Source organism: Methylacidimicrobium cyclopophantes (assembly GCF_902143385.2).
GTDB classification, from domain to species: domain Bacteria; phylum Verrucomicrobiota; class Verrucomicrobiia; order Methylacidiphilales; family Methylacidiphilaceae; genus Methylacidimicrobium; species Methylacidimicrobium cyclopophantes.
In genome coordinates, this window is the sequence record NZ_CABFUZ020000081.1 from 50008 (window position 1) to 63014 (window position 13007).

Consider the following 13007-nt stretch of genomic DNA (forward strand, 5'->3'; position numbering starts at 1 on the left):
GGGGAGGTCCGGAATGCCGAAATGGAAAGATCCAGCGGAGCAAAGGAGGGGAAGCGCGGTCGGGAGCTTTCCTTTCGGATAGGCGTTCTCGCAATTCGGATGGAAAGTCGAAGAGCCGCTTCCCCTTATGGGCAAGCAATTCCCAGCAGGCGGTAGGCCGTCCTCTGGAGCGGAGCGGAATGGAATTGCCCGTTTGCGACCATGGCTTGCAGGGCGCTTCGTCCTTGGCTTCGCAGCTCGTACTGCGCCCAGAGGAGAGCTACGCAGAGAGTTTCTTCCTCGGAAAGTCCCAGCTTGGGAAGCTCGGCATAAGGGCTCGAAAAGGAGAAATAATGGAGGAAGCGAAATTCATTGCCCTGAGAGACAAAAAGGAGGTTGCCGCGCCGCTCGTTGCCTCTCTCGATCACATAAAAGAAAGTGCGTTTTTCGCAGAGAGAGGGTCCCACCAGATCGTGGGTGCAGTCGAAGGCCAAGTAGCTTCGAACGAAGAGTTGATTCCCTTCCGGCAGGGTATCGAGGAAGCGAGCGAGCCGTTCCGTCAAAAAGGGCGTCATTGCGGCTCTCCGTCCTTCCGCGGAGGTCGGAGGCAACAAGAGACATAGTCCGAAGAAAGCGATTGCCGGTGCGATGCCGCACAACCACGAAAGCCGACCTCGGGGCCGGCTGCCTCCTGCAGGGAATGGGAAGGGGGAAGGGTGCATCGAAGTCATGGAGAGCTTTGCCCGAATCTCCTCTACGGACCCGCCGAGGTTTCCGTTGGTTTCGCCCGTCGATAATCCACAAGTTCGATATGCTGGCGTTCATGCCGGGACGCAAAGGGAATTCGAACTTGGTAATGAAACGTCACTGTTTTGGGGACATAGCCCAATGGCGAGATCCGCTGGGCCACGTAGAAGAAATCCAGGTGCTCGAAGCGCACGAGAAACCAGGCGACATTGACCGGTTCGGCCAGGAAAGCCTGCGTTTCCAGGATCGAATAGTCGCGCGCGCTTACGTGCATCTGCCCATGCACATGGTTCAGGAGCTTTTCCAGGGGAGTTCGATAGGGCTCATCGGGCTTTCCGGCGAAGGCGAGGCGATAGGCCGGTTCCCCATGCCAGTTCCCGTGACCGAGCAGGACCACGTGGAAGCGGGGGACGGCTTTCCGGAAAGAGTAGACCGTCTCGATACCTCGCCTGGCCTGCTTCACTTCCGCCTCTGCGGCCGCCCGCTTGGCTTTCTCGTCACCGGGCGCGTCCGTGAGGATCAGCGCATGGCTGTTTGGACGAATTTGGACGACGACACGGGAGCGGCGGCGGGTTGCATTGTCCCGCCCCAGCGCCTCGATGTCGATCTGCTCGAGGAACTGGTAAGCATTCAGCTCGTGCGCAAGCGCTTCCTGTTTCGCGACCATCCGATCGACGATCGAAGAAAGAGAGGGGGGAGAGGAGGGGGCCGGCGGAGCTTCCGCAGCCATCGCGCCCAAAGGGGCGGTCAGCAAGCAGAGGGCCGCGATTGCGCAACCAGAAAACGGCTTCGAGTCGGGAAGCCGCATAGGCACTCCTAAATGGAAAGTTGGATCGGTTCGATCTCGAGAGCCCGCCCGGAAACGTCATCCAGGGTGAGCAAGACGCCGTCGGCTTGGAGACCTTTCGTAGCCAAGCCAAAGCGTTGAGGCAAGAGCGTCACATACTTCTGGATGACCGAATTTACGTCGCGCCCGATCACCGAATCGTGCGCCCCGCAAAACCCCGCATCGGTTAGATATGCGGTGCCTCCTGGAAGAATCTTTCCATCCGCAGTTTGCACGTGGGTGTGCGTCCCCACGACTGCGGACGCCTGTCCATCCAAGTATCGACCGAATGCGATCTTTTCCGAAGTTGCCTCCGTATGAAAGTCCACGAGAATGCAAGGAGTCTCCCGCCGAACGGCTTCCAAAACGGGATGCACCGCCAGGAAGGGGTTGTCCGTCAGCGGCCCCATGAAGGTCCGTCCGAGAACGCAAAGAACGCCGAGTTTTTTCCCGTTCCCTTGGACGACGATCGACCCGCTGCCTGGTGTATTCGGTGGATAGTTGAGCGGGCGGAGGAGACGCGGCTCGTCGGCAAGGAACGGTACGATTTCCCGCTGATCCCAAGCATGATCGCCGAGCGTGATGACATCCGCGCCGTAGCGCAGCAGCTCGTAAGTGATCTTAGGCGTGATCCCGTTGCCGCCGGCCGCATTCTCTCCATTGACGACGACGAAATCAACCGTCGTTTTTTGGCGAAGCCGGACGATCGCTATGCGGACGACCTCCCGACCGGCTTCCCCGACGACATCGCCTAAGAATAATACCTTCACCGAGCCAGCGTCGTCTCTCGCTGACCCCACCGACAGGAGAAGAACGAGAAGAGCGACCTTCCTCCAAGCAACGGGATTCGGCTAGCGCCGATCCCGCTTCCGGAAGCCTCCCGAACCCGATCCGGAGCCCGACGGAGCAAAACGCTCCTCTTTCGGTTTGGCCTCGTTTACGACCAGACTTCTTCCTTCGACCTTCGCTCCATGCAGCTTGTCGATTGCCGCCTTGGCTTCTTCCGGGCTCTCCATCGTGACGAAGGCAAAACCACGGGACTGCCCGGTCATCCGATCGATGATGAGATTCACTTCCGTGACTTTTCCATGCTGGCTAAAAAGCGCCCGAACGTCTTCCTCTCGATGAGAGAAAGGGAGGTTCCCGACATACAGTCTTCTATTCATGCAATCTTTCCTTGATTCAAACACATCCTATCTGCCGGGTCTCCCCGATCGCAGCGGCCCTTGAGGAAAGCACGGCTCATCCTTGATGCCGATCTTCTCTCGCAGACCTCGTTCACGATCCCATATCGTCGGAAAGAGTCAAGGGGAAAGCGGGATCTCCAGAGGCCTCCGATTCGGCGGGAGCGTGGTTCGCGGAACGTGCGGTGGGCCGGCTATAACGTTTCGTAGAGGCGCCCCGGATTGAGAATGCCTTCGGGATCAAAGGAATGCTTGAGCCGCTTGTGAAGGGAGAGAAGGTCGGGATCGATCGGCTGCCGGTGGCATTGGCCGGAGTCGAAAAGCATGGCATGGCCTCCTTTCTCTCGGGCCCAGTTCCAGACCATGGCGGGCTCGGCAAGCCCTTTCCACCAACGCTGCGCTCCGCCCCAATCGAGAAAGAGGGCGCCTCTGCCCGGAGCGAGAGGCAGGGTCGCCGGGGGGACCGAAAGTCTCCAGAGCGGGCCGGGCTCGGAGAAAAAGGGGTGTGTCTGTTCCCGGACGGACTCCCAAAAGGAGTCGGCGTCGGCGAGGCGGTCGCCGCCGATCCGGTTGGTCGCAGCCTGGAGCGCTCCCTCCGTTCCGTGGAAGCGGAGGAAGAGCCGTTCGCCATCGTGGCAGGCGGCGGTGAGCGGAAATGGTTGGGCCGCTAGCTCGACCAGGAGTTGGATGGCCGCTTCCGCGCTTTCCTTTCTAGCAAGGGTTTCCGAGACCGGCGGCTTTGGATGCACTTTGAGGCTGACCTCGAGCAAAGCGCCAAGGGTGCCCTGCGCTCCGGTGAGAAAGCGTGCCACATCGTATCCGGCCACATTCTTGATTACTTCCCCGCCGAATCGGAGAACTTGGCCCCTTCCGTCGAGTACGCGTACGCCCAGGACGAAGTCCCGAGCCGCACCCAAGAAGGGGCGAGCCGGGCCGGAAAGGCCGCAGGCGATGGTTCCGCCCAAGGTTGCGGCCGATCCGAAGGACGGTGGCTCGAAGGGGAGCCATTGTCCGTGTGCGGCGAGTAGGCGGTGAATCTCGACTAGGGGAGTGCCGGCTCGTGCGGTCAGGACCAGTTCGGTCGGCTCGTAGCGGATAACGCCCCGATGCCCTAGCAACGAAAAACGTCGCCCCTCGACGCCTCGTCCCCAAAAGGGCTTCGTATCCCCCCCGATAAGGTAGAGCGGCGTTTTCGCATCGTGGGCTTGCCGCATCCCCTCCGCCAAGGCCGCGGTCAGATCCTGATCCTCATCCTCATTGCCCATATCGTTCCTTTCTCCACGGGATCGGATCGTCAAACGAACTCCTCTCGGTACAATCTGGCTCGGGTAAACGGCGAAAGCCGGAGGAGCTTTCTGGAAGAGGCGACGAGAGCCTTCGCATCAGAACCGCTCGATCTCGGGAAACGGGACTTTCCCCTGATGGACGTGCATGGCCCCCAATTCGGCGCAGCGATGGAGCGTGGGGACCGCCTTTCCGGGATTGAGAATGCCGTGAGGATCAAACGCCGTTTTGATTCGATGGAATTGCCGCAGCTCCGGCGCGCGAAACTGGAGGCACATCGGATCGAGTTTTTCCGCTCCCACGCCATGCTCTCCGGTGATGACGCCTCCGAGCTCCACGCAGAGCTCCAAGATGCGTCCCCCGAGCTTCTCCACCCGCTCGAGCTCTTCGGGCCGACTCGCATCGTAAAGGATCAACGGATGCAGATTGCCATCTCCCGCATGGAAGACATTGGCCACCCGCAGTCCGTATGCATTCGAAAGTTCGGCGATGCGGCGCAGGGCTGCGGGAATGGCCCGACGAGGAATCGTGCCGTCCATACAGTAGTAGTCGGGCGCGATCCGGCCGACGGCAGGGAATGCGGACTTTCTCCCTTTCCAGAGCAAAAGCCTCTCCTCTTCGGAAGAAGAGAGGCGAAGAAAATTCGCCCCGCTCTCCCGCAGAGAGTCCTCGGCGAGGGCAATTTGGTCCTCCACCTCCTCGGGTAAGCCGTCGAGCTCGCAGAGCAGGAGGGCGGCGGCATCCACCGGATAACCCGCATGGACGAAATCCTCGGCGGCCCGAATGGCCAAATTGTCCATCATTTCCAAGGCGGCCGGCATCAATCCTCGCCCGATCAGCAGTCTGACGGCTCGCGCGGCGGATTCGACCGACGGGAAAGCCGCAAGGATGAGCCGCGAGGAGGGCGGCCGCGGCAGGAGCCGGACCGTCGCTTCGACGACGACTCCCAGGAGCCCTTCCGATCCGATGAACAAGGCGAGCAGATCGAAGCCCGGCGAGTCGAAACCCTGCGCTCCGAGAGTCAGCAAGTTCCCCTTGGCGGTCACGATCTTTACGGAAAGGACGTTGTGAACGGTCAATCCGTATTTGAGGCAGTGGAGGCCCCCTGCGTTTTCCGCGATGTTGCCTCCGATGGTGCAGGCGACTCCGGACGAAGGGTCGGGCGCGTAGAAGAGACCGTAGGGAGCCGCCGCCTCCGAGATCGCCCGATTGGTGACCCCGGATTCGACCCGTGCCGTCCGGTTGAGCGGATCGACCGCGAGGATGTTGCGAAAGCGGGCCATGCTGAGGACTAAGCCGTCCTTCCGAGGAAGAGCGCCCGCCGACAAGCCGGTGCCGGCCCCGCGGGGTATGACGGGCAGGCGGACTTCTTCGCAGATGCGGAGGATTTCCTGCACTTGCGCCACCGTCTCCGGGATCGCAACGGCCAGCGGGAGCTGTCGGTAGGCGGTGAGTCCGTCACACTCGTAGGGGCGGAGCTCCTCGGGCTTGGAAAGGAGGGCGCCTTCGGGAAGGGCCTTGCGCAGCCGCTGCAAAATGTCTTCTGGCGGAAGGGCTGCCGGTGAGATGGCCGGCGGCTCCGGCCGCGGGGTCGCTTGCGTCGGCCGGTCGTCCGGGCGACGGAACAACCAAGGGAAACGCAAAGAAATCACAAGAGAGGATTGCTCGGAAATTCCTCCGTTTGCAACTTGGGGCCGAGTCTTGCCGGGTAAGAATTTCTTCGGCACCGGCCGGAAGGTCTACCGCCGCGATCCGGATCTATCGACGTCCTAGGAGATCCTTTTCCGGGACGACTGGCGGCCCGACACCGCTTTTCGTTTTCAAGCCGCTTCAAGAAAACTGTTCTGTCTCGGTGGAGCCGCTCAAGGCGCTCGTTGCGCTGGAGGAGCCGTGAATCGTCATGTTCACCAGATCGAAATAGCCGGCACCGACTTCGCGCTGATGGCGCGTGGCCGTGTAGCCCTCCTTTTCCGCTGCGAATTCGGCTTCTTGGAGTTCGACGTAGGCTGCCATGTGGCGCCGCGAGTACTCTTTGGCTAGATGGAACATGCTGTAGTTGAGGACATGGAATCCGGCCAGCGTAATGAACTGGAAGCGGTACCCCATTTCCGCCAGATCGTCTTGGAAATGCGCAATGGCCGTCTTGTCCAACTGCCTCTTCCAATGAAAGGAGGGGGAGCAGTTATAGGCCAAAAGCTTGCCGGGAAACTTCGCATGGACCGCTTCGGCGAATTGCTTGGCTTGCGCGAGGTCGGGCTTGGAACTTTCGCACCAGAGGAGGTCGACGTAAGGGGCGTAGGAGAGGGCCCGGGCGATCGCCTGCTCGATCCCCGCCCGGACGCGGAAAAAGCCTTCCGAGGTTCTTTCTCCCGTCAGGAAGGGATGGTCGCGCGGATCGATGTCGGAGGTGATTAGGCTAGCCGAGTCGGCATCGGTCCGCCCGATCAAGACGGTGGGCACGTCGCATATGTCCGCCGCGAGCCGCGCTGCGAGAAGCTTGGCGATCGCTTCCTGGGTCGGGACCAACACTTTTCCACCCATATGACCACATTTCTTGGCGGAAGCCAGTTGGTCTTCCAGGTGAATTCCCGCAACTCCCGCCGCGATCATTTCCTTGGCCAGCTCGAAGGCGTTGAGGACGCCTCCGAAACCCGCCTCCCCGTCGGCGACGATGGGCAGAAAGAAATCGATTCGGTGGTCCCCCTCCATCCAAGCGATTTCGTCGGCTCGCTTGAGCGCGTTATTGATCCGTCGGATCAGGCGAGGCCCCGAGTTCGCAGGGTAGAGCGACTGATCCGGATACATCGTCTCCGCTTCGTTGGCATCGGCGGCCACTTGCCAACCCGAGAGGTAGATCGCTTTCTGGCCCGCCTTGGCCTGCTGTACCGCCTGGTTGCCCGTAAGGCAGCCGAGCGCGCCGACAAATCGCTCCGTCTGCAATAGCTTCCAGAGCGTCTCGGCCCCCCGGCGGGCCAGCGTCTGTTCAATCCTGAGCGAGCCGCTGAGACGAACGACCGCTTCGGCGCTATAAGTTCTTTCGATTCCTTTCCAGCGAGGGTTGGTATTCCACTCTTCGCCGATTTGCTTGACTCGTTCTTCCTCTTTCATCGCATTTTTCCGTGGAAAAAAACTTCTCGGGATGCCGGACCCGAGGGGAATGTCCGTCGGGGAGCCTCTTTGAGATTTTTCGATCCTCCGCTTTCCGCTGCGCAATCGGAAGGAGGAGATCCCCGCCTAGCGGAAAGCTACGAAAGTCGTGCGGATAGGAATGCAGAGACGCTGTGCCGGGCGCTTGCTCCCAGGGCCGAGATCTTGCAAGGGTGCGTCTACCGCTGTCAAGGCGAATTCTCCTCGTTCGCCTGCGCTGGAAGAGATCCACGGATGGCCGCATCGCTTTCGCGGCTCCCACTCCGAATTTGGCACTCGTCGACCAGCTCGATCCAATGGCGGACGCGAATCCGGCTCCCGCCGGCCAGGTGAAGCTGACAGCCGATGTTGGCCGTCACGATCTCCTCGGGGTCGCCCGCTTCGAGGGCGGCCGTCTTCAAAGAGCGGAGCCGCCCAGAGAGCTTCGGCTGGAGAAGCGCGTAGGCCCCTGCGGCGCCGCAGCAGGCAGGAGAGTTCGGTTGCCGGGAAAGGGGGATTCCCAGCCGTTGGAAGAGCGTTTCGACGACTCCCGGCCGCTGCGTGCATGGGCAGTGGAGCGCGACCGCGCGGCCCGGTGGAGCGAAGGGGGCGTCGATCTTCTCCGAAAGGAGCAGATCCGCCGGATCCTTGACGGCGCTCGCGATCCGCCGGGCGCGCTCGGCATAGGCCGGATCGTTTTCGAGAAGCTCGGGATACTCCCGCACCATGAGGGAGCAGGCGCTTGCGGGGATGAGCAGGGCCTCGGCACCCGATTCCAGGGCAGGCGACCAGAGATCGATGTTGCGTCGGATTTGACGAAGGGCTCGCTCCGCCGAGCCGAAATGGTGAAAGAGGGCGCCGCAACAACCGGATCCGGGCGAGAAAACCGGCTCGATCCCTAAGCGGTCGCAAACGCGGGCCAGGGAGATATGGGTGGCCGGGGAGAGGACGGATTGAGCGCAGCCGGGCACGACGAGGACTCGTCGAGGATGTTGGCGGTGTCGAGGGAGGGGCGGAGGCGTCGGAGGACGGGGAGGGAGCTTTGCCGCTAGGGGGGCCGGGAGAAACGGACGGATCGACCGCGCGAGTGCGACTGCCCGGGAGAGCCGGGAGGGATCGGAGGCCACGGCTGCGATCAGCCCCCGCGCGAGCCGATCCCGTAGGCTCCGAGGGCTTTGGGCTGAGACCAGAGGCCGAGTCACCATCACGAGACGCCCATATTGCACTCCGGAGGGACATTCCCGCTCGCAAGCGCGGCAGAGCAGACAACGGTCGAGATGCTCTTGGGCGATTGCGCTTCCGCGTCCCTCCAGCACCTCCTTGATCAAGTAGATCCGGCCACGGGGGCTGTCGAGCTCGTCGCCGAGGAGTTGGTAGGTCGGACAAGCCGGCAAGCAAAAGCCGCAATGGACGCAGGCGCGAAGGAGCCGCTCTCCTTCCCAAGCGGCTCTTTCGCCCAGCAGTGACTGCGACAGGCGCGCTTCCATCGCCGGACCTCCCGAATGAAGCAACAGATTCCCTATCTCCCGGAGGAAGCGGCCGCCCGGGCCACGAATTAGACCCTTGGTCCCGCCTTCACCAGGTCAGAGGGAACGTCGGAGCCGAAGCGGAGGAAGTTCTCCCGGAAAAGCGCCGCGAGCTTTCGCGCTTGGTTCCGATAGTTCTCCGGGTCTTTCCAGGTCGATTCGGGAGAGAGGATTGCGGCGTCGATGTTCGGGCAGGATCGAGGGACCTCGAGGCCGAAGAACGGCTCTTGGGCATAATCGACCTTTGCGAGAGAACCGTCGCAAATCGCCCGGACGATGGCCCGAGTCGCGGCCAAAGGCATGCGGCGTCCTTCCCCGTAAGGACCTCCCGTCCAACCCGTATTCACCAACCAGGCACGAGCGCCGTGCGCCTCGAGCTTCTTCCTCAGAAGCTCCGAGTAGACCTTGGGCGGATGGACAAGAAACGGAGCACCGAAGCAGGTGCTGAAGGTCGCTTCCGGGCTGCGGACACCGACCTCGGTTCCCGCCACCTTAGCGGTATATCCGGAGAGGAAATGGTAAAGGGCCTGTTGCTGGGTGAGCCGCGAGACCGGGGGCAAGACCCCGAACGCATCGCAGGTGAGGAAGACGACATTTTTGGGATGGCCTCCCATTCCGTCTTCGGCGGCGTGAGGCAGATAGTTGACGGGATAGGCGCAGCGGGTGTTTTCCGTGAGCGATTCGTCGTCGAAGTCGACTTGGCGGGTCTCGACGTCGAGCGAGACGTTTTCCAAGAGAGATCCGAAGCGGCGGCTCGCCGCATAGATCTCCGGCTCGCCTTTGGCGGAAAGACGGATGGCCTTGGCATAGCATCCACCTTCGAAGTTGAAGATCCCGGAGTCGGTCCAGCCATGCTCGTCATCGCCGATCAGCGTCCGGTCAGGATCCGCAGAGAGTGTGGTCTTGCCGGTGCCGGAGAGTCCGAAGAAGAGGGCCGCGTCCTCCGGGGAGGAGCCGAAATTGGCCGAGCAGTGCATGGAGAGGACTCCCTGGAGTGGGAAGAGATAGTTGAGGATCGTGAAAACCGACTTCTTGATTTCTCCCGCGTAAGCCGTGCCTCCGATCAGCACGAGGCCCTTCCCGAGATGGATCGCGATGAATGCCTCGGATCGGGTGCCGTCGACGGCGGGGTCGGCGCGGAAGTCGGGCGCATGGAGGATTGTAAAAGTGGGCCTGGAGTGCGGCAGCTTCGACCGGTCCTTCTCGCGGATGAAGAGGGTCCTGGCGAATAGGGAATGGACCGCTCGTTCGGTAATGATCCGAAGAGGGATCCGGTAACGGGGGTCGGCTCCCCCGTAGCAATCTTGGATAAAAAGATCCTTCCCTTGCAGGTAGGCGAGGAGCCGCCTGCGCAACTGCTCGAAGGCTTCCGGGGAAATCGGTTGGTTGACCGGTCCCCACCAGACTTTGTCTTGGGAAGAGGGTTCTTGAACGAGGAACTTGTCCTTGGGAAGCCGGCCGGTGTGCTCGCCCGTTCGAAAGACGAACGGCCCGAGGTGACTGATCATTCCCTCGTAACGCCGGATGGCGGCTTCATAGAGCGCCGGCGTCGTCAAATTCCAGTAAACTTCGCGGACATTCCGGATGCCGAGATATTCTAGACCAACTGCTCCCGCCATAAACTCCTCTCCCTTTGCCCCTCAGGGCTTTTCCTCGAAACGCGAAGTCCGTCGTTTTCCCGCCAATCCTATCCGGTCCGTTCCTGCACGAAAAAAGATGCTTTTTGTGCAGGGACAGGGAGTAGGAGAGCCCGCACAACGGGGTCGTTCCGCCGATTTCCGATGGCTGCCAATACCTGCGTTCGGTCGGCTAAGCGTTGCCGCCCCGTTGCGCGAGAATGGACTTGCGCACCGACTCCAATTGCTTGGCGCATCCGAGTTTTTCGCTCTTATGCGCGATGAAGTTCGCATATTCCGCCATGTAGATTCGGCCGGCGCCCCGGAAATCGAAATCTTCCGGATGATCGCGAAGATACTCGCGATGGACGCGCGTCCAAACCAAACGCCCGTCGGTGTCGATATTGATCTTGGTGACTCCCAGCCTTGCCGCGGGGAGATACTCGTTTTCGTCTACACCGCAGGCGCTCGGGTCGAGCTTCCCGCCCGCCGCGTTGATGCGCCGCACCTCTTCCTGAGGCACGCTGGAGCTCCCGTGCATCACCAACGGAAAACCGGGCAGGCGCTGGAAAATTGCTTCCAGCACGTCGAAGTGAATCGACTGTCTTCCTTTGAACTTATAGGCTCCATGGCTCGTGCCGATAGCGCAGGCGAGCGAGTCGCAACCCGTTCGCTCGACGAACTCTTTCGCCTGTTCGGGGTCGGTGAGGCAGGAATGCCCTTCTTCGACCTTGATGTCTTCCTCGACCCCCCCCAGCATCCCAAGCTCTGCTTCGACGCTCACCCCCTTCGCGTGAGCTCGCTCTACCACACGGCGCGTAATGGCAACGTTCTCCTCGAACGGATGGTGCGAAGCGTCGATCATGACCGAGCTGTAAAAACCCGAATCGATACAGTCGTAGCAGGTTTCCTCGTCGCCGTGATCGAGATGAACCGCGAAGATGCTTTCGGGGTAAATGGCTTCGGCGGCCCGGATCATGGCTTCGAGCATTCGTTTGTCGGCGTACTTTCTTGCTCCTCTCGAAATCTGGATGATAAAGGGAGCCTCCCCTTGCGCGCATCCGCGGAAGAGACCGAGGGTCTGCTCCATGTTGTTGATGTTGTAAGCGCCGATTGCGTATTTTCCGTACGCGCATCGGAACAATTCTGCTGTCGTGACGATCATGACTCCTGCCTCCTTCTCATTCGCTCGCCGAAGCCCATCAGGCTATCTTAGCTCTGTTGGGCAGCCGCCAGAGTACGGTTCCCTCTTTTCCCGGGCAAGCGCGAAGTAGCGAATGGAGCGTCATGAAACCGCGAAGGAAGAATCTCGAGGGCAGAGGGCTCATCCTGGCGGGTCATGGTTCGATGTTCAGCCCGGAATCCGCGCTTCCGATCTATCGCCATGCCGCCTCCTTGCGGGCGTGCGGAGCGTTCGCAGCCGTCTACGAGTGCTTCTGGAAAGAGGAACCTTCCTATCGGAACATCCTCCACGTGGTCGAAGAGGCGTGCGTCTATCTCGTGCCCGATTTTTTGAGTCATGGCTATTTTACGCGGGAGATCGTTCCCCGAGAGTTCGGATTGGTCGGACCCGTCACTCGGCGGGGTTCGTGCGAAATTCGGTACTGCGAACCTCCGGGACGCCACCCCCGAATGGCCGAGGCGATCGCGGAGCAGGCGGCAAAGACACTCGGAGAGATCCCTTCCTGCGGTGTCGCCCTTCTGCTCGTCGGGCATGGGACCGATCGCAACGAGAACTCCGCGCAGACCGCATGGGAGCAGGCTGAGCGCATTCGGGCGTCTGGACGATTCGCCGAATGCAGCGTGGCCTTCCTGGAGCAGGAACCGAGCGTCGCGCGATGGCGAGAACTGATTGCCAGCCGGGATCTGGCGGTCGTGCCGTTCTTTCTTTCCGAGGGGAAGCACTCTTACGTCGACATTCCCCGGATGATGGGTTTGGCCCGTCAACCGCGGGATCCGGACTTCCGGAATCCTCAAACGACGGAGAAGGGAAGGCGGGTCTACTATGCGGGGGCCGCGGGAATGGCTCCGATCGTGGATCAGGTAATTCTGGCTCAGGTGGATGCCTTCGATGAAGCTCACCGAATGGGTTGAATGTCGGCTCGCGCGGCTCGCGCCACCCTGGATGATCGGGGAAATTCGAATTTCTCCGGGCTATCTCTTGACCCATCGGGCGGATGCTCCCGAGGATCCCGGTTTGCAGCTTCTCTCCGATTGGGAATCGCTTTTGGAGTTGGCGCGCTTCGACGCAGCCGGCCGATTTCGTCCGCTGCGCGGTGCCCCGGGGCTGCGCAAGGGCTGGCGGCGCGGCCCTCTTTCGATCGACGAGCTTGTCGCCGATCTCCAGCTTCTCTATCCCGGAGCGGTGGCAGTGTGGGCGGCATGGGAAGAAGAGCGGCTGGTCTCGACGCCTTTTTCTGAAACGGCCGGGCGACAGACGGGCCTCTACGAGGGGACGCGGCGGTTGCCGGCCGACGATCTTTCTCTCCTTGTCGAGGAGATCTGCACTCGGGGCTGCCTGCGCCGGCCGCTTTGGTATTCCTTCGAACGCCCATCCGGCGACCGAGGGGAGATCCCTCTTCTCTGTCCGGAGGTCTGCCACTACTTCCTGCACAAGGCCCGGTCCCGGGCCGCGGCTAGGAAAGCTGCTTGAGGAGAACCTTGGAACGCCGGCCGCTCTGCTCGTAGAGGAGCCGGCGGGCCGGCGGTAGATCGTCCG

Annotated in this window: 12 protein-coding genes; 2 read left to right on the forward strand and 10 right to left on the reverse strand. The window is 61.4% G+C overall.

The annotated features are described in order from the left end of the window. Positions 1-125: 125 nt before the first annotated feature. From FN369_RS02110 to FN369_RS02155, 10 genes are all read right to left on the reverse strand, one after another. Positions 126-554: a hypothetical protein gene (locus FN369_RS02110; RefSeq protein WP_142524556.1), complete on the reverse strand. Its 429-nt coding sequence runs from the start codon at positions 552-554 to the stop codon at positions 126-128. Positions 555-733: 179 nt separating this feature from the next. Further along, entirely contained in the window at positions 734-1534 is an 801-nt protein-coding gene (locus tag FN369_RS02115; RefSeq protein WP_142524557.1) for a hypothetical protein, read from the reverse strand. An 8-nt stretch (positions 1535-1542) separates the two neighbouring features. After that, a complete protein-coding gene (locus FN369_RS02120; RefSeq protein WP_142524558.1) occupies positions 1543-2322 on the reverse strand; it encodes a TIGR00282 family metallophosphoesterase in 780 nt (259 codons plus the stop codon). 81 nt (positions 2323-2403) lie between these two features. Beyond that, positions 2404-2718 carry an RNA-binding regulator gene (rbp, locus tag FN369_RS02125; protein ID WP_142524559.1) on the reverse strand — a complete coding sequence of 105 codons (315 nt, stop codon included), beginning with the start codon at positions 2716-2718 and terminating at the stop codon, positions 2404-2406. A 212-nt stretch (positions 2719-2930) separates the two neighbouring features. After that, positions 2931-4001, reverse strand: a complete 1071-nt coding sequence (gene glcE / locus FN369_RS02130; RefSeq protein WP_142524560.1) for a glycolate oxidase subunit GlcE — start codon at positions 3999-4001, stop codon at positions 2931-2933. 117 nt (positions 4002-4118) lie between these two features. Then, positions 4119-5588, reverse strand: coding sequence for an FAD-linked oxidase C-terminal domain-containing protein (locus tag FN369_RS02135; RefSeq protein WP_142524571.1), 1470 nt, complete (start codon positions 5586-5588; stop codon positions 4119-4121). A gap of 262 nt (positions 5589-5850) precedes the next feature. Next, positions 5851-7128, reverse strand: coding sequence for an isocitrate lyase (aceA, locus tag FN369_RS02140; protein ID WP_142524561.1), 1278 nt, complete (start codon positions 7126-7128; stop codon positions 5851-5853). Between the two features lie 227 nt (positions 7129-7355). Beyond that, positions 7356-8633 carry a glycolate oxidase subunit GlcF gene (gene glcF, locus FN369_RS02145; protein ID WP_142524562.1) on the reverse strand — a complete coding sequence of 426 codons (1278 nt, stop codon included), beginning with the start codon at positions 8631-8633 and terminating at the stop codon, positions 7356-7358. A gap of 68 nt (positions 8634-8701) precedes the next feature. Continuing rightward, entirely contained in the window at positions 8702-10291 is a 1590-nt protein-coding gene (gene pckA / locus FN369_RS02150) for a phosphoenolpyruvate carboxykinase (ATP) (RefSeq protein WP_142524563.1), read from the reverse strand. Positions 10292-10481: 190 nt separating this feature from the next. Next, complete coding sequence (locus FN369_RS02155; RefSeq protein ID WP_142524564.1) at positions 10482-11453, reverse strand: class II fructose-bisphosphate aldolase; 972 nt, start codon at positions 11451-11453, stop codon at positions 10482-10484. A gap of 122 nt (positions 11454-11575) precedes the next feature. Between FN369_RS02155 and FN369_RS02160 the strand changes: the two genes are divergently transcribed. Both FN369_RS02160 and FN369_RS02165 read left to right on the forward strand, forming a co-directional pair. Further along, positions 11576-12382 (forward strand): CbiX/SirB N-terminal domain-containing protein, encoded by an 807-nt coding sequence (locus FN369_RS02160; RefSeq protein WP_142524565.1) that lies wholly within the window; start codon positions 11576-11578, stop codon positions 12380-12382. Beyond that, positions 12360-12941 carry a DR2241 family protein gene (locus FN369_RS02165; RefSeq protein ID WP_142524566.1) on the forward strand — a complete coding sequence of 194 codons (582 nt, stop codon included), beginning with the start codon at positions 12360-12362 and terminating at the stop codon, positions 12939-12941. The genes FN369_RS02160 and FN369_RS02165 overlap by 23 nt, the downstream gene beginning before the upstream one ends. Positions 12942-13007: the final 66 nt, after the last annotated feature.